This is a genomic window from Micromonospora sp. NPDC000089, from assembly GCF_042899365.1.
GTDB lineage: Bacteria > Actinomycetota > Actinomycetes > Mycobacteriales > Micromonosporaceae > Micromonospora.
Genome location: NZ_JBIAZT010000006.1, coordinates 14,218 through 40,165, shown reverse-complemented (window position 1 = coordinate 40,165; position 25,948 = coordinate 14,218). Strand labels below are relative to the sequence as shown.

Sequence of the window (25,948 nt, the reverse complement as noted above, 5' to 3'; positions counted from 1 at the left end):
TCGAGGATCCCAGCCCCCGGCTGTTCCCGGCCCCGATCCGCCGCCGGCGGCTCAGTACCAGCGCTGGTCCGGGTTGCCGTTGCAGCTCCACTGCACGGCGATGGCGCCCTGTGCCCGGCTGCCGCCACTGATCCCCAGGCACAGCCCGGACTTCTCGTTGACCAGGTTGTAGGCGGGCCAGCCGTCCTGCCAGGCGCCGGTCGAGCGCCAGTACCAACGCTGGTCCAGGTTGCCGTTGCAGTCCCACTCGATGACGTGGGCGCCCGCTGCCGTGCTGCCGCCCGAGACGCCCACGCACTTACCGGTGGGCCGGCTGAACAGCTCGTACGCCCCGTCGCCGGTCACGGCGCGGTTCCACCACTGCGGCTCGGTGTTGTTGATCGACCACTGGTGGATGGCGGTTCCGTTGGCGGAGTTGCCGTGGTCGAGGTCGAGGGCCATCGAGGAGTTGACGTTGTCCCAGGTCTCGCCGAGCCACCCGGTGCTCCACTCGGAGCCGAGGGCGTTGAACCAGTTGTTCGGGTACGGGTTGGTCTGGACCCAGGGCAGGCCGGGGACGCCGTACGCGCTGAGCACCCGGTAGGTGGCGTCCAGGCAGTTGTTCCCCACCCCGGCGTACCCGGAGGACTTGGTGTCGGCGACCGCGGTGTTCGCGGCGCCCACCGAGCTGTTCGCGGTGCTGCGGCATCGGTAGGTGGTGTAGGGGTGGCCCGGGACGGGCTGCTTGGTGGTGCCCGGGAAGTGCGCCTGGAAGGTGAAGGCCGCCATCATCTGCTGATAGCTGCCGTTCGCGCTCCACGCGCCGTTGAACAAGCCGGCGTCGATCGTGGTGTTGCCGTTCGGGTTCTCCGTCGAGCCGAAGACCCAGGTGCTGGTGCCGCCGACGAGGTAGCCCCAGCCGATGTGGCCGGCGTTTCGCCCGAGAACCTGCCCGCCCTGAGGTTGCAGGAACACGCAGGCCTCACCGGGCCCGAGCGCGAGCGCCGGTTGGGCGGTGAGCACGGTCAGGCCGGTCGCGGCCAGCAGTGCGGCCAGCACGATGCCGAGGGCGCGGCCGAGCCGGTCGCGCAGGTGGTGCAGTCCCATGGCTCTTCCTCACGTCCACGGGTGTCGTCGGGGGACGTCACCATGTCCCCGCAGCATCCATCGACCCGGCCGGCGCGTCGCGTCGGGTGATGGCGGGACGACGCGGTGTCCGCCCGACGCACCACACGCCCGCCCGTCGCCGCGGTCACGAGCCCGCATCGGGATTGAATGGGAGCGCCCACCCGTTCAGAGGCCGAAGAAGTCGAGGTAGCCGTCGATCTGGTGGGTCAGCATCGGCTCACCGGGATGGGCGGGCAGCCCGCGGTCGCGGGCCGCGCGCAGCAGCGGCGTCTCCGCCGGGGACATGATGATGTCCGCGACCACCGCCCGCGCGGGCAGCTCCGCCACGGGAAACGGTGGCCCGTCGGTCGGGCGCAACCCCACCGGCGTCGCGTTGACCGCGAGGTCCGCGTCGCCCAGTCGCGGTCGGGACGCGGCGTGGACCCGACCCGGGTACGCGTCCGACAGCCGCCCACCGAGCGCGGCTAACCGGGCCGGGTCGGTGTCCGCCACGTGCAGCTCGGCCACCCCGGCGTCGAGCAGGGCCACCGCGATGGCGCTGCCCGCGCCGCCGGCGCCAACCAGGCACACCCGCCGGCCCCGCGGGTCGTGCCCGGCCGCCACCAGCCCGCGGACGAACCCGTCACCGTCGAAGGTGTCGCCCGACCAGGTGCCGTCCGGCTCGCGCCGCAGCGCGTTGACGCTGCCGGCCCGGCGGGCCCGGTCGGTGACCCGGTCGGCCAGCTCCAGCAGGGCCGCCTTGTGCGGCACGGTCACCAGCATTCCGTGCAGGTTGGCAACCTGCCGCAGCCCGGCCACCACGTCCGGCAGCGCGGCGGCCGGCACGTGCACCGGGACCAGCACGGCGTCGACGCCGCGCCGGGCCAGCACCGGGTTGAGCAGGCCGGGCGCGCGTACCTGGGCGATCGGGTCGCCGAGCAGCGCGTACAGGCGGGTGCCGCCGCCGATCACGGTCACCGCACCGGCTGGGGGCGGCGCAGCGTCCGCAGGGCGCCGGCCCACGCCACCACCTCGTCGAGCATCGCGCCGACCGCCTCCCGCTGGTGCGGCCCGGGACGGAAGTCCCGGAAGGCCACGAAGTCGGTGTGCAGGGAGAGCGCCACCTGGGAGCGGACCACCGGCACCGACACCTGCCCGAGCACCAGCCGCAGGTGCTCGGCCGCGCGGGTGCCGCCGTGCACCCCGTAGCCGACCAGCCCAGCGGGCTTGTGGTGCCACTCCTGGTAGAGCGCGTCGATGGCGTCCTTGAGCACGCCCGGGATGGAGTGGTTGTACTCCGGGGTGACGAAGACGAACGCGTCCAGCGCGCCGACGACCGTGCCCCAGCGCCGGATCGCCGGCCGGCTCGACGGCGCCATCGACGGTGGCAGCGGCTCGGCGAAGTGCGGCAGCGGGTGGTCCGCCAGGTCGACGACCTCCGCGCTGACGTCCGGACGCCCGGCGGCGATGTCGCACACCCAGCGCGCCACCGCGTCGGCCTTGCGGCCGGGGCGGGTGCTGCCGGCGACGACCCCGATCCTGATCATTGACTGGCCTCCCTGGTCGGCTCCCGGGTCCCGGACGGGACCGGAGCACTGGTAGGTACCACCGCGCCCGCGAGGTCGCGGGCGAGTTGAAGCGCGCCGTGCAGCGAGGAGAGCCCGCCGAGCGCGGCGGCGGTGACCCGGGGCGCGGGCCGCCCCGGACGGCCGGCGGCGGCGACGAGCCGCCCGACCAGCGGCACGAATCCGGGCAGGCCGGTGGCGAACCCACCACCGACGATCGCCAGGTCGGCGGCGACCAGCTCACCGAGGCTCACCACCGCGGCGGCCAGCGCGGCGCCGGCGGGGTGGACCGCGTCCAGCGCCCACGACCGGCCGTCGCCCAGGCCGGCGCGCAGCCGGTGGTGGTCCACCGGCCCACCGCGCAGCCGGGCGGCGCGACGCAGCGTGGCCGGCCCGGAGGCGATCGCCTGGAGGCAACCGGACCGCCCGCAGTCGCACCGCTCCCCGTCCAGGTCGACCACCATGTGCCCGACCTCGGCCGACCGGCCGGCCGGGACGTTACGGCCGGCGAGCACGATCCCGCCGCCGACGCCGGTGCCCACACCGAGGTAGAGCACGTCGGCGCGGCCGGCGTGTCGGGCCTCGGCCAGCGCCGCCAGGTCGCCGTCGTCGGCGTACCCGGTCGGGGTGTCCGGGAACAGGCGACGCAGCGCGCCGGCCAGGTCCAGGCCGACCCAGCTCGGCCGACCGGGCCAGGCCACGACGGCGCCGGCCCGGTCGACGGTGGCCGGCATGGCCACGCCGACCGCGCCGACTGGCCCGAAGCCGGCGCGCAGCGCGGCCACCTCGGCGGCCAGCACGGCCAGGTCGGCGGCCGGGTCCGCGCCGGCCGGCCAGGTGACGATCCGTTCGTACGCGGGCCGGCCGGCCGCCTCGGCGCGCAGCGCGACCTTCGTGCCCCCGACGTCGACGCCCAGCACCGCGGCGCCCGGCCCGCCCGTCACGCCGGCCTCAGTGCGCCAGCAGGTGCAGGAACGCCAGCGCGGCCGAGGCGAACGCGAAGAACAGCGGCACCATGATCACCTTGCCGTCGTCCTTGGCGCGCAGGTGGTACGCGACGGCGGCGATCAGCAGTACGGTGATCGCCACCGCGGCGGCCACGCCGAGCTGCCAGAACTTCAGGCCCAGCAGCAGCCCGGCGACGCCGGCCAGCTCCAGCAGGCCGATGACGCGGGTCAGTCCGGCGGAGACGCCGAGGTGCGACATCCGCTGGCGCATCTGCGCGTTGCCGGTGAGCTTCTGCACGGCCAGCGGGATCAGGATGATGGCCAGCAGGATGGTGAGAACGATGATCGCGACGGTCACAGGGGGAATCCTCGGGGGTCGGGTCGTCGCGGCGGACGACCGGTACGGGTGCGACGGGGTGGACGGTCAGGGAACGGTGGCGACGAGCGCGCGGGCCGCCAGCCGGTAGCCGAGCGCACCGAGGCCCACGATCACCCCCGAGGCCAGCGGGGCGAGCACCGAGTCGTGCCGGAAGCTCTCCCGGGCCCACACGTTGGACAGGTGGACCTCCAGCCACGGGCGGGGATAGTTGGCCAGCGCGTCGCGCAGGCTCCAACCGGCGATCATCAACGCGCCCGGGTTGACGATCGCGCCCACCGTTTCATAACTGTCCTGGATGGTACGGATCAGCTCACCCTCGCAGTCGTGCTGTCTCGCCACGACGCGCCACCCCCGCCCGGCCACCTCCTCGCCGACCGCCCGTTCGATGTCCGCCAGCGTGTCGGTGCCGTAGATCTCCGGCTCCCGTCTGCCGAGGATGCCCAGGTTCGGGCCGTTGAGCAGGAGCACCTCGGACACGTGGCACCTCACCGGGAGCGGACGACGACAGGCCCTCAGAGTATCGGCCCGGCGCCGCCTCCGGCTCCCGTCCCGCAGGGGGCGGTTAGGGGCGGCTAGGGGCCGTTAGGGGAGGTCAGCGGCGTGCCGGCCCGGCTACCGTCCAGCCGGGGGAGTTCCTATCTGGATCAGGGAGTGGGACATCATGAGTGATCTGCCGGCACCGGAGTTCCCCGAGTGGCCGCAGTTCGGTGACGAGGAACGGACCGGCCTCATCCGGGCCCTCGAGCAGGGCCAGTGGTGGCGCGTCGGGGGCAACGAGGTCGACACGTTCGAGGCCGAGTTCGCCGCGTACCACGGGTCGTCGCACGCGCTGGCCGTCACCAACGGCACCCACGCGCTGGAGGTCGCCCTCGAGGTGCTGGGCGTCGGCCCCGGCACCGAGGTCATCGTCCCGGCCTTCACCTTCATCTCGTCGTCGCTGGCCGCGCAGCGCCTCGGCGCGGTCGCGGTGCCGGTCGACGTCGACCTGGACACGTACTGCATCGACCCGGCGGCGGTCGCGGCGGCCGTCACCCCGCGGACGAAGGTGATCATGCCGGTGCACATGGCCGGGCAGTTCGCCGACATGGACGCGCTGGACAAGATTGCGGCCGACGCCGGCGTCGCGCTGCTCCAGGACGCCGCACACGCGCACGGCGCGCAGTGGCAGGGCCGGCGGGTCGGTGAGCTCGGCTCGGTGGCCGCGTTCAGCTTCCAGAATGGCAAGCTGATGACCGCCGGTGAGGGCGGCGCGGTGCTCTTCCCCGACGAGGAGAGCTACGAGAAGGCGTTCCTCGTGCACAGCTGCGGCCGGCCCCGCACGGACCGCGACTACCTGCACCGCACCACCGGCTCCAACTACCGGATGAACGAGTTCAGCGCCGCCGTGCTGCGCGCCCAACTGTCCCGGCTGGACGGTCAGATCGCCGTGCGTGAGCAGCGCTGGCCGCTGCTGGCGAGCCTGCTCGCCGAGATTCCGGGCGTGGTGCCACAGGGCAGCGACCCGCGCGGCGACCGCAACCCGCACTACATGGCGATGTTCCGCATCCCCGGGATCACCGTGGAACGGCGCCGGGCCGTGGTCGACGCGCTGATCGCCCGGGGCGTCCCGGCGTTCGTCGCGTTCCGCGCCATCTACCGCTGCGAGGGCTTCTGGCTGGCCGGCGCGCCGGACGAGAGCGTCGAGCAGATCGCCGAGCGCTGCCCGAACGTCGAGCAGATCCACGCCGACTGCGTCTGGCTGCACCACCGCACGCTGCTCGGCACCGAGGAGCAGATGCACCAGATCGCCGCCGTGCTCGCCGACGTGCTGGCCGGATGACCGGGCCGCAGCCGGCCGCCGCGCCGGGGCGTACCGTCCGGGTCGCGGTGGCCGGTCTCGGCTGGGCCGGGCGGCAGATCTGGCTGCCCCGGCTGGCCGCGCACCAGCGGTTCACGGTGACCGCCGTGATCGACCCGGACGTCCGCGCCCGGGACCGGGCCCGCGCCGCGCACGGCGTCCCCGACGCGTACGCCGACGTGACCGACCTGCCCGCCGACGCGGCCGACCTGGTGGTGGTGGCGGTCCCCAACCACCTGCACGCCGAGGTCGCGGCCCGGCTGCTGCGCCGGGGCGTGGCGGTGTTCCTGGAGAAGCCGGTCTGCCTCACCTCGGTCGAGGCCGACGACCTGGCCGCCGCCGAGCGGGCCGGCGGCGCGGTGCTGCTGGCCGGCAGCGCGGCCCGCTACCGCGCCGATGTGCGGGCCCTGCTCAGGGCCGCCCCCGACCTCGGGACGATCCGACACGTCGACGTCGCCTGGGTACGCGCCCGCGGCGTGCCCGCCGCCGGCGGCTGGTTCACCCGGCGGGACCGCTCCGGCGGCGGAGCGCTGGTCGACCTCGGCTGGCACCTGCTGGACACGGTGCTGCCGCTGCTCGGCCCGGCGCCGATCGTGCACGCCGTGGGCAGCGTCTCCGACGACTTCGTCAACGACGGCGCGGCGCGGGCCGCCTGGCGGGACACCGCCGGCCCCGGCGGGCGGGGCGACGTCGAGGACACCGCGCGGGCGTTCCTGCTCACCGCCGACGGCGCGTCCGCCGCGCTGCACGCCTGTTGGGCCTCGCACGAGGCCACGGACCGGACCACCGTCGCCGTGCACGGCACGCGCGGCTCGGCGACGTTGCGCTGCACGTTCGGCTTCAGCCCGAACCGGCTCGGCGCGCCGGAGCTGACCCGTACCCGCGACGGCGAGACCGTCGACCTGCCGTTCCCGGCCGAGCCGGTCGGCGCCGAGTACGACCGGCAGCTCGACGCGCTGCCCGGCCTGCTCCTCGACCCGGCCAGCCGGGGCGTGGCCGCCGCCGACGCCCACCGCACCATCGACGCCATCGAACGTGTCTACCGCAGCGCCCGGCCCACCCCGCCGGTGCCCGCGCTGGCGGGAGCGCCCGACCGGTGAGAACCACCGGCGACCTTCTTACCCCTGGGGAGCAGCCATGAGCCAGCCGCCGTCGACCGCCGGCGCCGCCGTCCTCGCCCCGCGACCGGGCCCGATCCGCGCCGTCGTGTTCGACCTCGACGGGGTCGTGGTGGACAGCTCGGCGGTGATGCGCGAGGCGTTCAGCGTCGCGTACGCCGAGGTGGTGGGCGGCGGCCCGGCGCCGTTCGAGGAGTACAACCAGCACATGGGCCGGTACTTCCCGGACATCATGCGGTTGATGGGGCTGCCGCTGGAGATGGAGGCGCCGTTCGTCCGGGAGAGCTACCGGCTCGCCCACCGGGTGCCGCTGTTCCCCGGCATCCGGGAGACCCTGGAGGCGCTGCACGAGCGCGGGGTGCGGATGGCGGTCGCCACCGGCAAGAGCGGGCCCCGGGCCCGGTCCCTGCTCGACCTGCTCGGCGTGCTCGCCCTGTTCGACCACGTGATCGGCTCGGACGAGGTGCCCCGGCCCAAGCCGGCGCCGGACATCGTGCTGCGCGCGCTGGAGCTGCTCGACCTGCCGCCCGGGGTGGCCATGATGGTCGGCGACGCGGTCACGGACCTGACCAGCGGCCGGGACGCCGGCGTGACCACGGTCGCCACGACCTGGCACGGCGGGGACGTCACGGCGCTGCTGGCCGCCGGCCCGGACCTGGTCGCGCACAAGCCGGAGGAGCTGCTCACGCACTGCCCGGCGGTGCGCTGACCGCCGCGTCGCCCAGCCGCTACATCTCGGTCAGGGCGGCGCGGACCTCGTCCTCCGGCACGTCCGCGACCAGTTCCGGGCCGTTCGCGCCGTCCAGCACGAAGGTCAGGCCGGCGGTGGACTTCTTGTCGCGGCGCATGAACGCGATCAGCTCGTCGTGCGCCACCCCGCTCGGCAACGTGGTGGCCAGGCCGTAGCCGGCCACCACGTCGCGGTGCTCGGCCACCCGCTCGGCGGGGATCCGGCCGAGCCGGCCGGCCAGGAGGCCCGCGAAGACCGTGCCGACGCCGACCGCCTCGCCGTGGCGCAGCCGGAAGTCGGTGGCCCGTTCCAGCGCGTGGCCCAGCGTGTGGCCGTAGTTGAGGATGTGCCGCAGCCCGGCGTCGCGCTCGTCGGCGGCCACCACCAGGGCCTTGAGCGCCACGCACGCGGTGATCTGCTCGGTGACCGACCGGCCACGCAGGTCACCGGCGCCGATGAAGTGGGCGCGGGCGATCTCACCGTAGCCGTTGCGCCGCTCCACCTCTGGCAGCGTGCTCAGGTATTCGGTGTCGCAGAGCACCGCCCGCGGCTGCCAGTAGACGCCGACCAGGTTCTTGCCCTCCGGCAGGTTCACCGCGGTCTTGCCGCCCACGCTGGCGTCCACCTGGGCCAGAAGCGACGTCGGCAGGTGCAGCACCGCGACGCCCCGGTGGTAGAGACCGGCGGCCAGGCCCACCACGTCGGTGGTGGTGCCGCCGCCGCAGGAGACCACCGCGTCCGCACGGGTCAGCCCGAACTCGGCGAACGCCCGGCACAGCGCCTGCACGGTGGCCAGCGTCTTGTCGTGCTCGCCGTCGCGCGCCGGCACCACCCGGTGCGGCACACCCGGGTCGGGCGTCCACTCCGGCGGCCGGGCCGAGACCACCACGACCCGGCGGGCGCCGGTCCGCGCCACCTCGGCGGCCAGCCGGTGGCGTACGCCCGGACCGACGAGCACCGGGTACGCGCGGTCGCCGAGCTCCACGTCGACGCGATCCGGCCCGGTCCCGCGGCCCGGCGTCGACGCGACCGGAGGGTCGGACACGGTCATGCGGCTCTCCCAGGGGTCGAGGGGGGTGTGGCGCGGCGTCGCCGCCCCGGTCACGCGGGCGCCCCGGCGGCCGGGCCGGCCAGGCGCAACGCCAGGGCGGCCAGCGAGTCTACCGTCGGGTCGATGCCCCACCGGCGGTGACTCAGCTGGGCGTGCTCGGCCAGCAGGAAGCCGCGCGGGGCGGCCGGATGGTCCTGGGCGGCCACCTCGGTGACCCGGTCCAGGTAGCCCCGCCAGGCCACCGACACCGGGCCGCCGGCCAGCGGCAGGTCGGCGGCGGTCAGCACGATCTTGTCGGCGCCGGCCTGCGCCTGCGCGGCGAGGTCGCGGCGCTGCGCCCCGGTCAACGGTCGGCTGCGGTCCTGCCAGTGCAGGAACAGGAAGGCCGCCCGGTCGCCGGCCGGCAGCAACCCGCACAGGTGCCGCAGGTGCGCCACCGCGAGCGGCAGCTCCAGCCCGGCCAGCCACGGCGGCTCACCGCCGAGCAGGGCCAGCGCCAGCTCACTGCCGGCGTGGGCGAGCGGCCCGCCGCGGGCCGGATCCCGCACCGCGTACGCCGGTGGCGCCGGCCGGGCGGCCGGGCCGAGCCGGTCGCGCGCCAGGTCGAGCGCGGCAGGCCCGGCATGCACGCCCAGCCGCAGCCGCGCCGGGCCGGGGACGTCGGGCCGGTCGAAGAACCAGCATCCGCCCGGGTCGGCGGCGCGCAGGTCGGACACGAGGGCCGCCACCACGGTGCCGACCAGCTCGGCGGCCCGAGCGTGGACGCATCCGGTGCCGGGCACGGCGAGGTCGGCGAACAACCAGGAGCGTTCCATGGCACCTCGACTGTCGGCGGGTGGGTACGCGGCGTCCTCGGGGCCTGCCCATCATCACCGCGCCGGCCCGCCGCACGACCCGCGGGCGGCCGGGAACCGGGGTCCGGTTAGGGGGCGGCAGGGGTAGGTCCCCGCCTGGCCGCTGGCCAGACTTGGGCCGTTACGGCGAAGGACGGATGTGGTGACATGCTTCGGAGCGACCTGGTCCAGCCGTTGCCCGAACTGCTCCGGGCGCACGCCGAGCGGCTGCCGGACCAGACGGCGTTCCGCGACGCGTACCGGACAGTGACCTGGGCCGGGCTGGAGGCGGTCACCCGCCGGCTGGCCGGGCACCTGGTCGACGCGGGCGTCGGCCGGGGTGAGCGGGTCGCGTTCTGCCTGGGCAACCGGGTGGAGACGGTGGAGACCTGGCTGGCCGTCACCCGGGCCGCGGCGGTCGGCGTACCGCTCAACCCGCGCAGCACGGGCACCGAGCTGGCCCACCTGCTGGACGACTCCGGCGCGGTGCTGGTGGTCACCGACCCGCAGCACCTCGACCAGGTGGCGCGGCTGCGCGCGGACCGGCCCGGCCTGCGGATCTGGGTGACCGGTGCCGGACCGGGTGCGGACGGGGTGACGGCCTGGCCGGCGCTGGTCGACGTGGCGCCGGTCGCCGACGCCCGCGACGACCTCGGCCTGGACGAGGTCGCCTGGATGCTCTACACCTCCGGCACCACCGGCCGGCCCAAGGGCGTGCTCTCCACCCAGCGCACCTGCCTCTGGTCGGTGGCCGCCTGCTACGTGCCGGTGCCCGGCCTGACCTCCGCCGACCGGGTGGTGTGGCCGCTGCCGCTGTTCCACAGCCTGTCCCACATCGGCTGCGTGCTGAGCGTGACAGCGGTCGGCGCGAGCGCCCGCCTGGTCGACGGGTTCGCCGCCGCCGACGTGCTGCGCGCGGTCACCGAGGACGAGGCGACCGTGCTGGCCGGCGTCCCCGCCATGTACCACCACCTGGTCGACGCCGCCCGCGCCGACGGGTTCCGCGCGCCCGCGCTGCGGGCCTGCCTGGTCGGCGGTGCGATCACCACCGGGGAGCTGCGTCGCGCGTTCGAGGACGTCTTCGACGCGCCGCTGCTCGACGCGTACGGCAGCACCGAGACGTGCGGCTCGATCGCGGTGACCCGCCCGGACGAGCCCCGGGTCGAGGGCTCCTGCGGTCGGGCCGTGGACGGCGTGCAGGTGCGCCTGGTCAGCCCGGACACCGGCCGGGACGTGCCGACCGGCGACGAGGGCGAGGTGTGGGTACGTGGCCCGAGCGTGATGCTCGGCTACCACGGGCTGCCCGAGGCCACCGCGGCGGCGCTGCGGGACGGCTGGTACCGCACCGGTGACCTGGCCCGCCGCGACGCCGCCGGGAACCTCTTCGTCACCGGCCGGCACCGGGAACTGATCATCCGGGGCGGGGAGAAGGTGCACCCGACCGAGGTGGAGGACGTGCTGCGCGCCGTGCCCGGCATCGCCGACGTGGCGGTCACCGGCCGCCCGCACGAGGTGCTCGGCGAGGTGCCGGTCGCGTACGTGGTGCCCGGGCCGGACGGGTTCGCGCCGGCCGCCGCGTACGCCGCCTGTCGGGAGCGGCTCGCCTACTACAAGGTGCCGCAGGAGCTGTACGAGATCGACGCGGTGCCGCGTACCGCCTCCGGGAAGGCCACCCGGCGGCTGCTGCGGGACCAGCCGGCCCGGCTGCGCGCGGTCAACGGCCCGCAGCACGAGGCGCTCACCCGGCTCACCTGGCGGCCGCTGGAACCGGCCGAACGGGTGCCCGGCCGGCGCTGGGCGGTCGTCGGGGCGGACGCCGGTGCGGTCGCCGCCGCGCTCACCGCCGAGGGCGAGGATGCCCACACCGTGGCGCCCGAGGCCGGCGCGGACGTGCTGGTGTTGACCGACGCCGAGCCGGCGGTGCTGGCCGGCTTGCTCGACGACCAGCGGTACGCCGCCGCCCGCCTGGTGGTGCTGACCACCGGCGCGGTGGACGCCTCCACCGTGGACACCCCCGACGACCCCGACCTGGTGCCGGGCGCCGACGTCGCCTGGGCGCGGGGACGCTGCCGACAGGCCGCCCGGCCGGGCCGGATCGTGCTGGTCGACCGGGACACCGACCCTCGTTCCCTCGCGCTGCTGCCGTCCGTGGTGGAGGCCGGCGCCGCCCAGGTCGCGCTGCGCGCCGGCGCCGCCCGGTACGCCGTGCCCGCGCCGGCCACCGCGCCGGCCCGGGAACGCGCCGCCACGGTGCTCGACCCCACCGCGCCGGTGGTGCTGGTCGGCACGGACACCGCCGAGGGCGCGGCGCTGGCCAGACACCTGGCCGGAGCGCACGGCGCCCGGATCGTCCGCCCGCTGCCGGCCGGTCCCGGTCCCGCCGCCGCACCCGAGGGCACCGGGCGGCACCCCGACGGCCGGCACGATCCGGCCGGCCCCGACGGCACGCCGGTCGACGTCGCCCGGCCCGAGCCGGCCGGCCGCGACGGGACGACCGCGGAGCACGAGCGGATCGGGGCTGCCGTGCTGCGGTTCTCCGACACCGACCTGACCGACCCGGACCGGGCCGCCGAGCTGCTCGACCTCGCCGGCCGGTTGGACCTGCGCACCCGGCACGCCGCCGCCACCGCGTACACCGTGCTCGTCCCCGCCGACCTGCTGCTCGGCGCGGCCGGGCGAGAACCGGCGGCCGGCGCGGTGGCCGCGCTGCACGCGCTGGTCGCCCGGCGGCACGCGGCCGGACTACCGGCGCGGCTGGTCGGCGTGGCCGGCCCGGCCTGGGCCGAGGCGGCCGCGTTCGACGCCGCGCACGACGGCGACGACCTGGTGCTGGTGGCCGGCCCGGCCGAACGGGTGGCCACCCACCCGGCCTGGCGCGGCCCGGCCCGCGCCGACGGCGACGCGGACGCGCTGCGCCGCCGCCTCGCGGCGCTGACCACCGCCGACGGCGACCGGCTCCTGGCCGACCTGGTCCGCGCCGCCACCGCCGAGGTCGCCGGGCTGCCCGGCCCGGGTGCGGTCCGACCCGGCCGGGCGTTCACCGAACTCGGGTTCACCTCGATACGCGCGGTCGCGCTGCGTGACCGGCTGATCCGGGCCACCGGCGCCCGGCTGTCGGCCACCGCTGCGTTCGACCACCCCACCCCGGCCGCGCTGACCCGGCACCTGGCCACGCTGCTGCGCGGCGCCGGCCCGGCCGACGCCACCGTCCGGACCGCGGACGCCGCCGCCCGGGCCGCGGCCGCCGCCGCCGACGATGCGGTGGCGATCGTCGCCATGGCCTGCCGGCTGCCCGGCGGTGTCACCGGCCCGGACGAGCTGTGGGAGCTGCTCGACGCCGGCGGGGAGGGGCTGACCGGTTTCCCCACCGACCGGGGCTGGGACCTGGCGCACCTGTTCGCCGACGACCCCGACCGGGCCGGCACCTCGTACGTGCGGGTGGGCGGGTTCCTGGCCGGCGCGGGGGACTTCGACGCCACCCTCTTCGCGATCAGCCCGCGCGAGGCACTCGCCATGGACCCGCAGCAGCGGCTGCTGCTGGAGACGTCCTGGGAGCTGTTCGAACGGGCCGGGATCGACCCGACCGGGCTGCGCGGCAGCGCCACCGGCGTGTTCACCGGCGTGATGCACCACGACTACGCGGCCAACGTCGGCCAGGCGCCGCCCGGCACCGAGGGCTACCTCGGCGTCGGCACCGCCGGCAGCGTGGTGTCCGGGCGGGTCGCGTACGCGCTGGGCCTGGAGGGGCCCGCGGTGACCGTGGACACCGCCTGCTCGTCGTCGCTGGTCGCGCTGCACCTGGCCGCGCAGGCGCTGCGCGCCGGGGACTGCGCGCTCGCGGTGGCCGGCGGCGTCGCCGTGATGGGCACCCCGCAGGCGTTCGTCGAGTTCAGCCGCCAGCGCGGCCTCGCCCCCGACGGGCGGTGCAAGGCGTTCGCCGAGGCCGCCGACGGCACCGGCTGGTCCGAGGGCGTGGCCGTGCTGCTGCTGGAACGGCTCAGCGACGCCCGCCGCCACGGCCACCCGGTGTTGGCGTTGCTGCGCGCCAGCGCGGTCAACCAGGACGGGGCCTCCAACGGGCTGACCGCCCCGAACGGCCCCGCCCAGGAACGGGTGATCCGGCGGGCGCTGGCCACCGCCGGCCTCGGACCGGGCGACGTGGACGCGGTCGAGGCGCACGGCACCGGCACCCGGCTCGGCGACCCGATCGAGGCGCAGGCGCTGCTGGCCACGTACGGGCAGGGTCGGCCGGACGACCGGCCGCTGCTGCTCGGCTCGCTCAAGTCGAACCTCGGCCACACCCAGGCGGCGGCCGGCGCGGCCGGCGTGATCAAGATGGTGCTCGCGCTGCGCCACGGCACGTTGCCGCGCACGCTGCACGTGGACGCCCCGACCGGTGAGGTGGACTGGTCGGCCGGCGCGGTGGAGCTGCTCACCGAGCCCCGACCATGGCCCGACGTCGACCGGCCCCGCCGGGCCGGCATCTCCTCGTTCGGCATCAGCGGCACCAACGCCCACGTCGTCGTGGAGGCGGCACCCGCCGCACCGGCGTCACCGCCGGTCACCCGGCGGGCCCGGGCCACCGCCGTGCCGTGGCTGCTCGCCGCGGCCAGCGGCGAGGGCCTGCGCGACCAGGCGGCCCGGCTGCTGAGCTGGCTCGACCACACCGACACCGACCCGGCCGACGTGGCGTACGCGCTGGCCACCACCCGGGCCGCGCTGGAGCACCGGGCGGCGCTGCTGGTCGGCGACCCGGCCGACGCCCGCGCCGGGCTGACCGCGTTGAGCCGGGGCGACACCGAGCCGGCCGGCGTGCTCACCGGCCGGGTCGGCGACGGACGGCTCGCCGTCCTGTTCGGCGGCCAGGGCGGGCAACGCCCCGGCATGGGCCGCGAGCTGCGCGCGACGTACCCGGTCTTCGCCGAGGCGTTCGACGCGGCCTGCGCCGAACTGGACCGGCACCTCACCGGGAACCCGGTCGCCGACGTGGTCCTCGCCCCGGACGGCGACCCGCGGGCGGCCCTGCTCGACGAGACCCGCTACACCCAGCCCGCGCTGTTCGCCGTCGAGGTGGCGCTGCACCGGCTGCTCGAATCCTGGGGCGTCCGCCCGGACCTGCTGCTCGGCCACTCCATCGGCGAGATCGCCGCCGCGCACGTCGCCGGCGTGCTCACCCTCGCCGACGCCGCCGCGCTGGTCGCCGCGCGGGGCCGGCTCATGCAGGCGCTGCCGGCCGGCGGCGCGATGGTTGCGGTCGAGGCGGACGAGACCGAGGTGCTGCCGCACCTGACCGACCGGGTCGGGCTGGCCGCGGTGAACGGGCCGCGCAGCGTGGTGCTCTCCGGCGACGCCGACGCGGTCGAGGCGGTCGCCGCGACGCTGCGCGCCGCCGGGCGCCGCACCAACCGGCTGCGCGTGTCGCACGCCTTCCACTCGCCCCGGATGGCGCCGATGCTCGACGCGTTCCGTGCGGTCGCCGCCGGGCTGACCTACCGGGTGCCGCAACTGCCGGTGGTGTCCACGCTGACCGGCGCGCCGGTCGACCCGGCCCGGCTCGCCTCGCCCGAGCACTGGGTCGCGCACGTGCGCGACACGGTGCGCTTCCGCGACGGCGTACGCGCCCTGCACGCCGAGGGCGCCACCACGTTCCTCGAGGTCGGCCCCGGTGGCGTGCTCAGCGCGCTGGCCGCGGACTGCCTCGCCGACACGGGCGACGACCTCGCGTTCGTGCCCACCCTGCGCGCCGGCACGCCCGAACCGGCGGCGCTGCTCACCGCCGCCGCCCGGCTGCACGTGCGCGGCGCGCCGGTGGACCGCGCCGCGCTGGCCGGGCCCGGCCCGCACGCGCCGGTCGCGCTGCCCACCTACGCGTTCCGGCACCGGCACTACTGGCTGCCGGCCAACCCCGGCGCGCCGGCCGGCGACGGCGGGCACCCGCTGCTCGCCTCGGTGCTGCCGGTCGCCGGCACCGGCCAGGTGCTCGCCACCGGACGGTTCACCGCGAGCCGGCACGGTGGCGCGCCGCTGCTGCCCGCCACCGCGCTGCTCGACGCGTTCGGCCACCTCGGCGAACGCCTCGACACGCCGGTGCTGGCCAGCCTGCGCATGCCGGAACCGGCGCCGCTGCCCGCCGGCCTGGCCGTGGAGCTCCAGATCGACGTCGCCGGCCCGGACCCCACCGGCCGCCGCGCCGCCCGCTGCCACGTCCGTGCCGGCGAGAACGAGCCCTGGCGGGCGGTCGCCGACGCGGTGCTCGCCCCGGCCGACCCGCTCGCCGCGCCGGGCGTACCGGCACCGACCTGGCCGCCGGCCGGCGCCCGGGCGGTGGACGCGGCGCACCCGCTGCTGCGGGCCGCCTGGACCGCCGGGGACCGGCTGCACCTCGACGTACGCCTGCCCGACGACACCGCCGACCCGGACGCCGAGCGGTACGGCGTGCACCCGGACGTGCTCGACGCCGCGCTGCGCCTGCTGCCGCTGGCCGATTTCGCCCCGCCGGCCGGCCCGGGGGAGCAGCTCGTGCCCACCGGATGGACCGGGGTGCGCCGGCACGCCGGCGGCGCGTACGCGCTGCGGGTCAGCCTCGCCCCGGCCGGCGCGGACGCGGTGACGCTCAGCGCCGTCGACGACGCCGGCCGGCCGGTGCTCGACGTCGACCGGATCGCGCTGCGGGCCGTGACGCCGCCGGCGGCCGGGGACCCGACCCCGGAGACCGGCCCGGCCGCCCTGTACACAGTGGACTGGCTGTCCGCCCCGACCGGCCCGGTGCCCACCTGGACGCTCGCCGACGCCGTACCGCCGGCCGGCCCGCTGCCCCCGGTGCTGGTGCTGCGCCTGCCCGACGGCGACCCGGACGCCACCGTCGCGCGACGCGCCGACGCGATCGGCCTGGACCTGCTCGGCGTGCTCCAGCGCTGGCTCGACGACCCGCGCGCCACCGACACCCGGCTCGCGGTGGCGGTCCGCGACGGCGACCCGGCGCACGCCCCGGCCGCCGGACTGCTGCGGGTGGCCCGGGCCGAGCACCCCGACCGGTTCCTGCTGCTGCACCTGGACGCCTTCGACGACGCCACGGTCCGCGCCGCGCTCGCCGCCGCCGATGACGAGCCCGAGGTCGCCGTCCGCGACGGCCGCGCCCTGCTGCCCCGGCTGCGCCCGGCCGCCGACCCCGACGCCGACGCGCCGCCCACCCTGGCCGGTGGCGCCGTCCTGCTCACCGGCGGCACCGGCGGCGTCGGCCGGCACGTCGCGGTCCACCTCGCGCGGGCGTACGGGGTGCGCGAGTTGGTCCTGCTCAGCCGCACCGGCCGGCCCGCGCCGTGGACCGAGGAGCTGGCCCGCACCGGCGTCACGGTCCGGGCGGTCGCCGCCGACGTGGCCGACCGGGACGCGCTCGCCGCCGTGCTGGCCCCGCTCGCCGACCGGCTGGTGGCCGTCGTGCACGCCGCCGGCGCCACCGACGACGCGCTGCTCACCGACCTCGACCCGGACCGCTGGGCCGGCGCGCTGCGGGCCAAGGTGCACGGCGCCTGGCACCTGCACGAGCTGACCGCCGGCCTCGACCTGGCCGCGTTCGTGCTGTTCTCCTCCGCCTCGGCCACGTTCGGCAGCCCCGGCCAGGGCAACTACGCCGCCGGCAACGCGTTCCTCGACGCGCTCGCCGCGCACCGCCGCGCCCACGGGCTGCCCGGCACCGCGCTCGCCTGGGGCCTGTGGGCCGAGACCGACGGGATGGCCGGCCGACTCACCGCCGCCGACCTGGCCCGGCTCGCCCGCACCGGCACCCGTCCGCTGGACGCCGCCGCCGGGCTGGCGCTGTTCGACGCCGCGCTGCGCGCCGAGCCGGCGACGCTGGTGCCGATCGGACTGGACCTGGCCGCCGTCCGCGCCACCGGGGAGGTGCCGGCGCTGCTGCGGGCGCTGCTGCCGCCGGCCCCGCGTCGGGCCGTCGTCGCCGAACCCGGCACCAGCACCGGAACCGGCTTCGCCGACCGCCTGGCCGGCCTCGGCGAGCCGGAACGGGCCGCGCTCCTGCTCGACCTGGTCCGCACCCGCTGCGCCACGGTGCTCGGCCACTCCGGCCCGGAGCAGATCGAGCCGCGCCGGCCGGTCAAGGAACTCGGCTTCGACTCGCTGATGGCGGTGGAGCTGAGCAACCGGCTCTCCGCCGCCACCGGCGTCCGGCTCGCCGCGCACGCCGTGTTCAACCACCCCACCCCGGAGCTGCTCGCCGCGCACCTGCACGCGCGACTGCTCGGCACCGCCGCCACCGAGGTCACCGACGCCGCCACCGTGGCTCTGGACGAACCGGTCGCGGTCGTCGCGATGGCCTGCCGGTTCCCCGGCGGCATCGGCTCCCCGGAGGAGCTGTGGCGGGTGCTCGACGCCGGCGGCGAGGTGATCGGCGACCTGCCCACCGACCGGGGCTGGCCGCTGGCCGACCTGTACGACCCGGAGCCGGGCACCCCCGGCCGCACCTACACCCGGGCCGGTGGCTTCCTCACCGGGCTCGCCGACTTCGACGCCGCGTTCTTCGGCATCAGCCCGCGCGAGGCGCTCGCCATGGATCCGCAGCACCGCCTGCTGCTGGAGACCTCGTGGGAGGCCCTGGAACGGGCCGGCATCGACCCGGACGCGTTGCGCGGCAGCCGCACCGGCGTCTTCGCCGGCACCCACGGGCAGGACTACACCGACCGGATCGTCCCCGGCGCCACCTCCGACGACGGGGAGACCACCGCCGACGAGGGGCACCTGCTCACCGGCACCGCCGCCAGCGTCCTGTCCGGACGGGTCGCGTACGCGCTCGGGCTGGAAGGACCGGCGGTCACCGTGGACACCGCCTGCTCCGCCTCGCTGGTGGCGCTGCACCTGGCCGCGCAGGCGCTGCGGCAGGGCGACTGCGACCTCGCCCTGGCCGGCGGCGTGTCGGTGCTGTCCGGCCCGGCCGGGCTGACCGGCTTCAGCCGCCAGCGTGGCCTCGCCCCGGACGGCCGGTGCAAGGCGTTCGCCGAGGACGCCGACGGGTTCGGCATGTCCGAGGGCGTCGGCGTGCTGGTGGTGGAGCGGCTCTCCGACGCCCGGCGGCGCGGCCACCCCGTCCTCGCCGTGGTGCGCGGCTCGGCGGTCAACTCCGACGGCGCGTCCAACGGGCTCACCGCCCCCAACGGGCCGTCCCAGGAACGGGTGATCCGGGCCGCGCTGGCCGCGGCCGGGCTCGACCCGGCCGACGTGGACGCGGTCGAGGCGCACGGCACCGGCACGCCGCTGGGCGACCCGATCGAGGCCGAGGCGATCCTCGCCACCTACGGCCGGCGGCCCGACGGCGCACCGCCGCTGCTGCTCGGCTCCGTGAAGTCCAACCTCGGCCACACCCAGGCCGCGGCCGGCGTCGCCGGGATGCTCAAGGTCGTCCTCGCCATGCGGCACGGCCGGCTGCCCCGCACGTTGCACGCCGAGCACCGCACCAGCCGGGTCGACTGGGCGGCCGGCGCGGTCGACCTGCTCACCGAGGCCCGGCCGTGGCCGCGTACCGACCGGCCGGCACGCGCCGGCGTCTCCTCGTTCGGCATCAGCGGCACCAACGCCCACGTGGTGCTCGAGGCCGTGCCGGACGAGCCGGCCGTCGACGCCGAGCCGCCGGCCGGGCCGGTGGCGCTGCCGTGGCTGCTCTCCGCGCGTACCCCGGAGGCGCTGGCCGGGCAGGCCCGCCGGCTGCGGGACCACCTCGCCGACCGGCCCGACCAGCGACCGCTGGACGTGGCCTGGTCGCTGGCCACCACCCGGGCCGGCTTCGACCACCGGGCCGTGCTGGTCGGCGGCCCGGCCGAGATCACCGCCGGCCTGGACGCGCTCGCCGCCGGTGAACCCGCCACCGACCTGGTACGCGGCGAGGCCACCGCCGCCGGCAAGGTGGTGTTCGTCTTCCCCGGCCAGGGCTCCCAGTGGGCCGGCATGGCGGTGGACCTGCTCGACGAGTCACCGGTGTTCGCCGAGCGGATGGCCGCCTGCGACGCCGCGCTGCGGCCCTGGCTCGGCCACCCGCTGCGGGACCTGCTGCGCCAGGCGCCCGGCACGCCCGACGCCGAGCGGGCCGACGTGGTGCAGCCGCTGCTGTTCGCGGTGATGGTGTCGCTGGCCGAGCTGTGGCGCTCGTACGGCGTACAGCCCGCCGCCGTGGTCGGCCACTCGCAGGGCGAGATCGCCGCCGCCTGCGTGGCCGGCGTGCTGTCGCTGACCGACGCCGCCCGACTGGTGGCGCTGCGCGCCCGCGCGCTGCGCAAGCTGGCCGGCGCCGGGGTGATGGCCGCCGTGCCGCTCCCGGTCGAGGTGGTCCGCGAGCGGGTCGCCCGGTACGGCGACCGGCTGGCCGTGGGCGCGGTCAACGGCCCGGCGAACGTGGTGGTCTCCGGCGAACCGGACGCGGTCGACGCGTTCGCCGCCGAGCTGGACGCCGACCGCATCCGGCTGCGCCGGATCCCGATCGACTACGCGTCCCACTCCCCGCAGGTCGCGCGGATCCGCGCCGAGCTGGCCGAGGCGGTCGCCGGCGTCACGCCCGGACCGGCGGCCGTGCCGATCTACTCCACCACCGACCTGTGCTGGCTCGGCGGCGAGGAGATGGACGCCGACTACTGGTACCGAAACCTGCGCCAGCCGGTCGAACTGGCGGACGCGGTACGCGCGCTGACCGCCGAGGGCCACCACACGTACGTCGAGTGCAGCCCGCATCCGGTGCTCACGCCGGGCATCGAGCAGACGCTCCAGGAGCACGACCACCCGGCGGTGGTGGTCGGCTCGGTGCAGCGCGGCCGGGGCGACCGGGCCCGGTTCCTGCTCTCCGTGGCCGCGCTGCACGTGCGCGGCGTGCCGGTGGACTGGCAACCGGCGCTCGCCGGAGGCCGCCGGGTCGACCTGCCCACGTACGCGTTCGCGCACCGCCGCTACTGGCCCCGCCCGGTCACCGGCGCCGCCGACGTCGGCGCGGCCGGGCTGGCCGCCGCCGGGCATCCCCTGCTCGGCGCGTCGGTGCCGCTGGCCGACGGGCGCGGGCACCTGTTCACCGGCCGGCTCGCGGTCGCCGAGCAGCCCTGGCTGGCCGACCACCGGGTCGCCGGCCGGGTGCTGGTGCCCGGCACCGGGCTGGTCGAGCTGTGCCTGCGCGCCGGCGACGAGGTCGGCTGCCCGGTCCTCGACGAGCTGGTCATCGAGGCGCCGCTGGTGGTGGGCGAGGCGACGGCCACCCAGGTGCAGGTGGCCGTCGGGCCGGCCGCCGACGACGGTCGCCGCCCGGTCACCGTGCACTCCCGGCCCGCCGCCGGCCCGGCCGACGCGCCGTGGACCCGGCACGGCAGCGGCATGCTCTCCGCCGCCACGCCCGCCCCGGCGGCGGTGCCGGCCGGACCGCCGCCGGACGCCCGCGCCGTCGACCTGACCGGCTTCTACGAGCGCCTGGTCGACGAGGGGTACGGCTACGGGCCGGCGTTCCAGGGCCTGCGCGCCGTCCGCGCCGGCGACGACGAGGTGTACGCCGAGGTGGAGCTGCCGACCGGGCCGCACGCCGACGCCGACCGGTACGCGCTGCATCCCGCGCTGCTCGACGCCGCCCTGCACGCCGCGCACTTCGGCGGCCTCGCCGACGCCGGCGGTGACCGGATCCTGCTGCCGTTCGCCTGGAACGGGCTCGTCCTGCACGCCACCGGCGCCACCACGCTGCGGGTACGGCTGCGCCGGGTCGGCCCGCACGCGTTCGCGTTGACCGCCACCGACCCGGCCGGCGCGCCGGTGGTCGAGGCGGCGTCGCTGGCCATGCGCCCGATCTCCCGCGCCGAGCTGGGCGCCCGCGACGACGCCGTCACCGAGGCGTTGTTCCAGCTGACCTGGCAGCCCCTGCCGGTGGCCCCGGCGCCCGCCCCGGCCCGGATCGTCGTGCTCGGCCCCCCGACCACCGGTTCCGACTCGACCGCTGCTCCCGGCTCGCCGGCAGCTTCCGACCTGCCGCGCCACGCCGACCTGGACGCCCTGGCCGCCGCGATCGACGGCGGCGCCCCGCTCCCGGACGCGGTGATCGCCCCGCTGACCCCCGGGATCCTGACGAGTGCCGGTCCGTACCGCGCGACGAACCGTCACGATGCGCCGGGCGGCAGCGCCGCGGTGCCGGACCGGGCGCGACGGTTCGCCTGCGACGCGCTCGCGCTGGTGCGGCGCTGGCTGGCCGAGCCCCGCTGGGCCGACACCCGGCTGGTGCTGGTCACCTCCGGCGCGGTCGGCGTGCACGCACCCGCCGAGGTCCACGACCCGGACGCGGCCGCCGCGTGGGGGCTGGCCCGGTCCGCCCAGTCCGAGCACCCGGACCGGTTCGTGCTGCTCGACGCGGCCACCGGGACCGACGCGGCCACCCTGACCGCCGTCCTCGCCGCCGACGAGCCGCAGGTGGCGCTGCGCGACGGCGGCGCGTACGCGCCCCGGCTGGCCCGCCGCGCCGACGCGCCCACGCTCGCCCCGCCCGTCGACGCGACCACCTGGCGGCTGGACGTGCCCCGGCGGGGCAGCCTCGACCATCTGGCGCTGGTGCCCACCGACGCGGCCGACGCGCCGCTCGGCGCGTACGACGTCCGGGTCCGGGTCCGCGCCGCCGGCCTGAACTTCCGCGACGTGCTCAACGCGCTCGGCCTCTACCCGGGCGATCCCGGCCCGCCCGGCGGGGAGGCCGCCGGCGTCGTCGTCGAGGTCGGCGCGGCGGTCACCGACCTGCGCCCCGGCGACCGGGTGCTCGGCGTGTTCACCGGCTGCTTCGGCCCGGTCGCGGTCACCGACCGGCGGCTGCTCGCGCCGGTGCCGGACGGCTGGACGTTCGCGCAGGCCGCGACCGTGCCGGTGGTGTTCCTCACCGCCTGGCGGGGGCTGGTCGGGCTGGGCCGGCTGCAAGCCGGCGAGTCGGTGCTGGTGCACGCCGCCGCCGGCGGCGTCGGCATGGCCGCGGTGCAGATCGCCCGCCACCTCGGCGCCGAGGTGTTCGCCACCGCCAGCGAGGGCAAGTGGCCCGCGCTGCGGGAGCTGGGCATCCCCGCCGACCACCTGGCGTCGTCCCGCACGCTCGACTTCGAGGCCCGCTTCCTCGCCGCCAGCGGCGGGCGGGGCGTGGACGTGGTGCTCGACTCGCTGGCCCGGGAGTTCGTCGACGCGTCGCTGCGGCTGCTGCCGCGCGGCGGCCGGTTCCTGGAGATGGGCAAGACCGACCTGCGCGACCCGGCCCGGGTCGCCGCCGACCACCCCGGCGTCGACTACCAGGCGTACGACCTGACGCAGGTCGACCCGGACGAGATCCAGCGGATGCTCACCGAACTGTTGGCGCTGTTCGCCACCGGCGCGCTGCGCCCGCTGCCGGTGCGCGCCTGGGACGTGCGGCAGGCCCCGGACGCGTTTCGCTACGTCAGCCAGGCGCGGCACGTCGGCAAGGTGGTGCTCACCATGCCGGAGACGTGGGACCCGGACGGCACGGTGCTGCTCACCGGCGGCACCGGCCTGCTGGGCGGCCTGGTGGCCCGCCGGCTCGTCACCGGGCACGGCGTACGGCACCTGCTGCTGGCCAGCCGGGGCGGCCCGGACGCGCCCGGCGCGGCCGAGCTGACCGCCGAGCTGACCGCGCTCGGCGCCACCGTCACCGTGGCCGCCGCCGACGTCGCCGACCGGGACGCGGTGGCGGGGCTGCTCACCGCCGTGCCGGCGGCGCATCCGCTCACCGCCGTGGTGCACCTGGCCGGCGTGCTCGACGACGGGGTGGTCACCGCGCTCACCCCGGACCGCATCGACACCGTGTTCCGCCCCAAGGTGGACGCCGCCCGCCACCTCGACGAGCTGACCCGTGACCTCGACCTCGCCGGGTTCGTGCTGTTCTCCAGCGGCGCCGGCGTGTTCGGCGTGCCCGGCCAGGGCAACTACGCCGCCGCCAACGCCTGGCTGGACGCGTTGGCCCGGCACCGGCGCGGCGCCGGCCAGCCCGCCCGCGCGTACGCCTGGGGGCTGTGGGCGCAGGCCAGCGCGCTGACCGCCGGCGTGGACCGCGCCGGCACCACCCGGGACGGGCAGCTCGCCATCCCGTCCGACCTGGGCATGGCACTGTTCGACGCCGGCCTGGCCGCGCCGGAGGAGCACCTGGTGCCCACCCGCGTCGACCGGGCCGCGCTGGCCGGCCGGCCGCAGGTGCCGGCGCTGATGCGCGGCCTGGTCCGCGCCGACCGGCCGAAGGCCCGGGCCACCACCACCGGCGGGGGAGACCTGGCCGGGCGGCTGCGCGCGCTCACCGGCGCGGAACAGTCCGCGCTGCTGCTCGACCTGGTCCGGGCCACCGCCGCGGCGGTGCTCGGCCACGGCAGCCCGGACGCCATCCGGGAGGGCCAGGCGTTCCACGAGTTGGGCTTCGACTCGCTGACCGCGGTCGAGCTGCGTAACCGGCTCACCGAGGCGACCGGGGAACGGCTCCCGGCCACCGCCGTCTTCGACTACCCGGACCCGGCCGCGCTCGCCGCGTACCTGCGCTCCCGGCTGGCGCCCGACGGCGCGCAGGCCGCCCCGGCGGTGCTGACCGAGCTGGAACGCCTCGAACGGGCGCTGGCCGAGACCACCGTCGAGGCGGAGCTGCACACCCAGGTGGCGGCGCGGCTGGAGGTGCTGGTCGCCAAGTGGCGGACCATGCGCGGCGCCTCCGCCAGCGACGACGACCTGGACCTCGACCGGGCCAGCGACGACGAGATCTTCAGCCTGATCGACACGGAACTCGGGCTGTGACGGCCCAGGCGGACGAACGAGGGACGGCGATGACCGACGTACTGATCGTGGGCTACGGCCCGGTGGGCCAGGTGGCCGCGATCCTGCTGGCGCAGCGCGGGTTCACGGTACGGGTGCTGGAGAAGTGGGCCACCCCGTACAGCATGCCGCGGGCGGTCTCCTACGACGGCGAGGCCAGCCGGATCCTCGCCGCCTGCGGCGTGGCCGACCGGCTCGGCGACGTGACCGAGCTGTCCGGCGAGTACACCTGGAAGAACGGCTTCGGCCGGACCCTGCTGCACGTGCGCGCCGCCCCGGACGGCCCGGCCGGGTGGCCCGACTCCACGTCGTTCTACCAGCCCGGCGTGGAGGAACGGCTGGCCGAGCGCGGCGCGGAACTGCCCGGCGTGCAGGTGCAGCGGGGCGTCGAGGTGACCGGCCTGGCCGACCACGGCGACCGGGTCGAGGTGACCGCCGTGGACGGCGACGGCGACCCGCACACCTACACCGCGTCCTGGGTGCTCGGCTGCGACGGCGCGAACAGCTTCGTCCGGGACTGGCTCGGCTCGGGCGTCACCGACCTGGACTTCACCCACGACTGGCTGGTCTGCGACGTGGTGCTGCACACGCCGCGCGAGTTCACGCCCAACAACCTGCAGATCTGCGACCCGGCCAGGCCGCGGACCGCGGTCTCCGCCGGGCCGAACCACCGCCGCTGGGAGTTCATGCGGGTACCGGGGGAGACCCTGGAGGAGTTCCGCACCGAGGTGAGCGCGTGGCGGCTGCTCGGCCTGTTCGACATCACCCCGGACAACGCCCGGCTGGACCGCTACGGCGTCTACACCACCCAGGCCTGCTCCGCCGACCTCTGGCGGCGCGGCCGGGTGTTCCTGGCCGGCGACGCCGCGCACGTCATGCCGCCGTTCCTCGGGCAGGGCATGAGCTCCGGCTTCCGTGACGTGGTCAACCTGGCCTGGAAGCTGGACCTGGTGCACCGCGGCCGGGCCGGGGAGACGCTGCTGGACACCTACCAGGCGGAGCGGCGGGCGCACGTGCAGCACGCCATCCGGATGTCGATGGACTCCGGCGCGGTGATCTGCGAGACCGACCCGAAGAAGGCCGCCGGGCGGGACTCGGTGATGCTGGCCGCGCTGCGCCGGCGTACCCAGCAGCGGCACGTCCGCTCGCTGCGCGAGGCGATCGTCGACGGCGTGCTGCACCGCGACGCCACCGGCGCCCCCGCGCCGCGCGCCGGTGAGCCCGTGCCGCAGGGACGGGTGACGGCCGGCGGGCGCACCGGCGGCTTCGACGACGTGGTGGGCGTCGGCTTCGTGCTGCTCACCCGGGAACCGGCCACCCTCGACGCCGACGCGGTCGCGTTCCTGGACGACCTCGGCGCGTACCGGCTGACCGTGCGGCCCGCCGGCGACGGCGCGGCGGCGGACGAACTGGCCGACCTCGACGGCACCTACCTGGGCTGGCTGGGCGGCGCGGACGCGGCGCTGCTGCGGCCGGACTTCTATCTCTTCGGCGCGGCGGCCGGCCCCGACGCCGCCGCCGGCCTGGTGGCGGACCTGCGCCGGCAGGTCTCCGCCCCCGCCCTGCACCCCTGACCATCCCTGCGCAGCCCTGAGGAGCT

General features: G+C 77.0%; 13 protein-coding genes. 5 read left to right on the top strand and 8 right to left on the bottom strand.

From position 1 onward, the window contains the following. Positions 1-51 precede the first annotated feature (51 nt). From ACFY3U_RS13565 to ACFY3U_RS13540, 6 genes are all read right to left on the bottom strand, one after another. On the bottom strand, positions 52-1,086 hold the full coding sequence (locus tag ACFY3U_RS13565; protein ID WP_387200019.1) for an RICIN domain-containing protein: 1,035 nt from the start codon (positions 1,084-1,086) through the stop codon (positions 52-54). A gap of 186 nt (positions 1,087-1,272) precedes the next feature. Continuing rightward, the gene (locus tag ACFY3U_RS13560; protein ID WP_387200016.1) at positions 1,273-2,109 is read right to left on the bottom strand and encodes a shikimate dehydrogenase family protein; all 837 of its coding nucleotides are present in this window, start codon (positions 2,107-2,109) and stop codon (positions 1,273-1,275) included. After that, entirely contained in the window at positions 2,061-2,633 is a 573-nt protein-coding gene (locus ACFY3U_RS13555; protein WP_387200013.1) for an NADPH-dependent FMN reductase, read from the bottom strand. The genes ACFY3U_RS13560 and ACFY3U_RS13555 overlap by 49 nt, the downstream gene beginning before the upstream one ends. Continuing rightward, on the bottom strand, positions 2,630-3,595 hold the full coding sequence (locus tag ACFY3U_RS13550) for an ROK family protein (protein WP_387200011.1): 966 nt from the start codon (positions 3,593-3,595) through the stop codon (positions 2,630-2,632). The genes ACFY3U_RS13555 and ACFY3U_RS13550 overlap by 4 nt, the downstream gene beginning before the upstream one ends. 7 nt (positions 3,596-3,602) lie before the next feature. Beyond that, complete coding sequence (locus tag ACFY3U_RS13545) at positions 3,603-3,956, bottom strand: DoxX family protein (protein WP_387200007.1); 354 nt, start codon at positions 3,954-3,956, stop codon at positions 3,603-3,605. Between the two features lie 66 nt (positions 3,957-4,022). Beyond that, positions 4,023-4,454 carry a type II 3-dehydroquinate dehydratase gene (locus ACFY3U_RS13540; protein ID WP_387200004.1) on the bottom strand — a complete coding sequence of 144 codons (432 nt, stop codon included), beginning with the start codon at positions 4,452-4,454 and terminating at the stop codon, positions 4,023-4,025. Between the two features lie 184 nt (positions 4,455-4,638). On the opposite strand from ACFY3U_RS13540, the gene ACFY3U_RS13535 reads away from it, so the two are divergent. Genes ACFY3U_RS13535 through ACFY3U_RS13525 form a run of 3 tightly spaced genes read left to right on the top strand, consistent with a single transcriptional unit; the run spans position 4,639 to position 7,641 of the window. Further along, positions 4,639-5,796 (top strand): DegT/DnrJ/EryC1/StrS family aminotransferase, encoded by a 1,158-nt coding sequence (locus tag ACFY3U_RS13535; RefSeq protein ID WP_387200001.1) that lies wholly within the window; start codon positions 4,639-4,641, stop codon positions 5,794-5,796. Beyond that, a complete protein-coding gene (locus ACFY3U_RS13530) occupies positions 5,793-6,914 on the top strand; it encodes a Gfo/Idh/MocA family protein (protein WP_387199998.1) in 1,122 nt (373 codons plus the stop codon). Before ACFY3U_RS13535 ends, ACFY3U_RS13530 begins: the two co-directional genes overlap by 4 nt. A gap of 37 nt (positions 6,915-6,951) precedes the next feature. After that, complete coding sequence (locus tag ACFY3U_RS13525) at positions 6,952-7,641, top strand: HAD-IA family hydrolase (protein ID WP_387199994.1); 690 nt, start codon at positions 6,952-6,954, stop codon at positions 7,639-7,641. Between the two features lie 19 nt (positions 7,642-7,660). On the opposite strand, the gene ACFY3U_RS13520 is transcribed toward ACFY3U_RS13525, so the two are convergent. Continuing rightward, positions 7,661-8,713 carry a 3-dehydroquinate synthase family protein gene (locus tag ACFY3U_RS13520; protein ID WP_387199991.1) on the bottom strand — a complete coding sequence of 351 codons (1,053 nt, stop codon included), beginning with the start codon at positions 8,711-8,713 and terminating at the stop codon, positions 7,661-7,663. Positions 8,714-8,763: 50 nt separating this feature from the next. After that, positions 8,764-9,528 (bottom strand): hypothetical protein, encoded by a 765-nt coding sequence (locus ACFY3U_RS13515; protein WP_387199988.1) that lies wholly within the window; start codon positions 9,526-9,528, stop codon positions 8,764-8,766. Positions 9,529-9,714: 186 nt separating this feature from the next. On the opposite strand from ACFY3U_RS13515, the gene ACFY3U_RS13510 reads away from it, so the two are divergent. Together ACFY3U_RS13510 and ACFY3U_RS13505 are read left to right on the top strand one after the other, a co-directional pair. Continuing rightward, complete coding sequence (locus ACFY3U_RS13510; protein ID WP_387199986.1) at positions 9,715-24,330, top strand: SDR family NAD(P)-dependent oxidoreductase; 14,616 nt, start codon at positions 9,715-9,717, stop codon at positions 24,328-24,330. A 29-nt stretch (positions 24,331-24,359) separates the two neighbouring features. Then, positions 24,360-25,922, top strand: a complete 1,563-nt coding sequence (locus tag ACFY3U_RS13505) for a bifunctional 3-(3-hydroxy-phenyl)propionate/3-hydroxycinnamic acid hydroxylase (RefSeq protein ID WP_387199983.1) — start codon at positions 24,360-24,362, stop codon at positions 25,920-25,922. Positions 25,923-25,948: the final 26 nt, after the last annotated feature.

Excerpts from the sequence above, each read along its gene's own strand:
- ACFY3U_RS13565 (WP_387200019.1), bottom strand. The coding sequence starts at position 1,086 with ATGGGACTGCACCACCTGCGCGACCGGCTCGGCCGCGCCCTCGGCATC.
- ACFY3U_RS13555 (WP_387200013.1), bottom strand. The coding sequence starts at position 2,633 with ATGATCAGGATCGGGGTCGTCGCCGGCAGCACCCGCCCCGGCCGCAAG.
- ACFY3U_RS13535 (WP_387200001.1), top strand. The coding sequence starts at position 4,639 with ATGAGTGATCTGCCGGCACCGGAGTTCCCCGAGTGGCCGCAGTTCGGT.
- ACFY3U_RS13530 (WP_387199998.1), top strand. The coding sequence starts at position 5,793 with ATGACCGGGCCGCAGCCGGCCGCCGCGCCGGGGCGTACCGTCCGGGTC.
- ACFY3U_RS13525 (WP_387199994.1), top strand. The coding sequence starts at position 6,952 with ATGAGCCAGCCGCCGTCGACCGCCGGCGCCGCCGTCCTCGCCCCGCGA.
- ACFY3U_RS13520 (WP_387199991.1), bottom strand. The coding sequence starts at position 8,713 with ATGACCGTGTCCGACCCTCCGGTCGCGTCGACGCCGGGCCGCGGGACC.
- ACFY3U_RS13515 (WP_387199988.1), bottom strand. The coding sequence starts at position 9,528 with ATGGAACGCTCCTGGTTGTTCGCCGACCTCGCCGTGCCCGGCACCGGA.
- ACFY3U_RS13510 (WP_387199986.1), top strand. The coding sequence starts at position 9,715 with ATGCTTCGGAGCGACCTGGTCCAGCCGTTGCCCGAACTGCTCCGGGCG.
- ACFY3U_RS13505 (WP_387199983.1), top strand. The coding sequence starts at position 24,360 with ATGACCGACGTACTGATCGTGGGCTACGGCCCGGTGGGCCAGGTGGCC.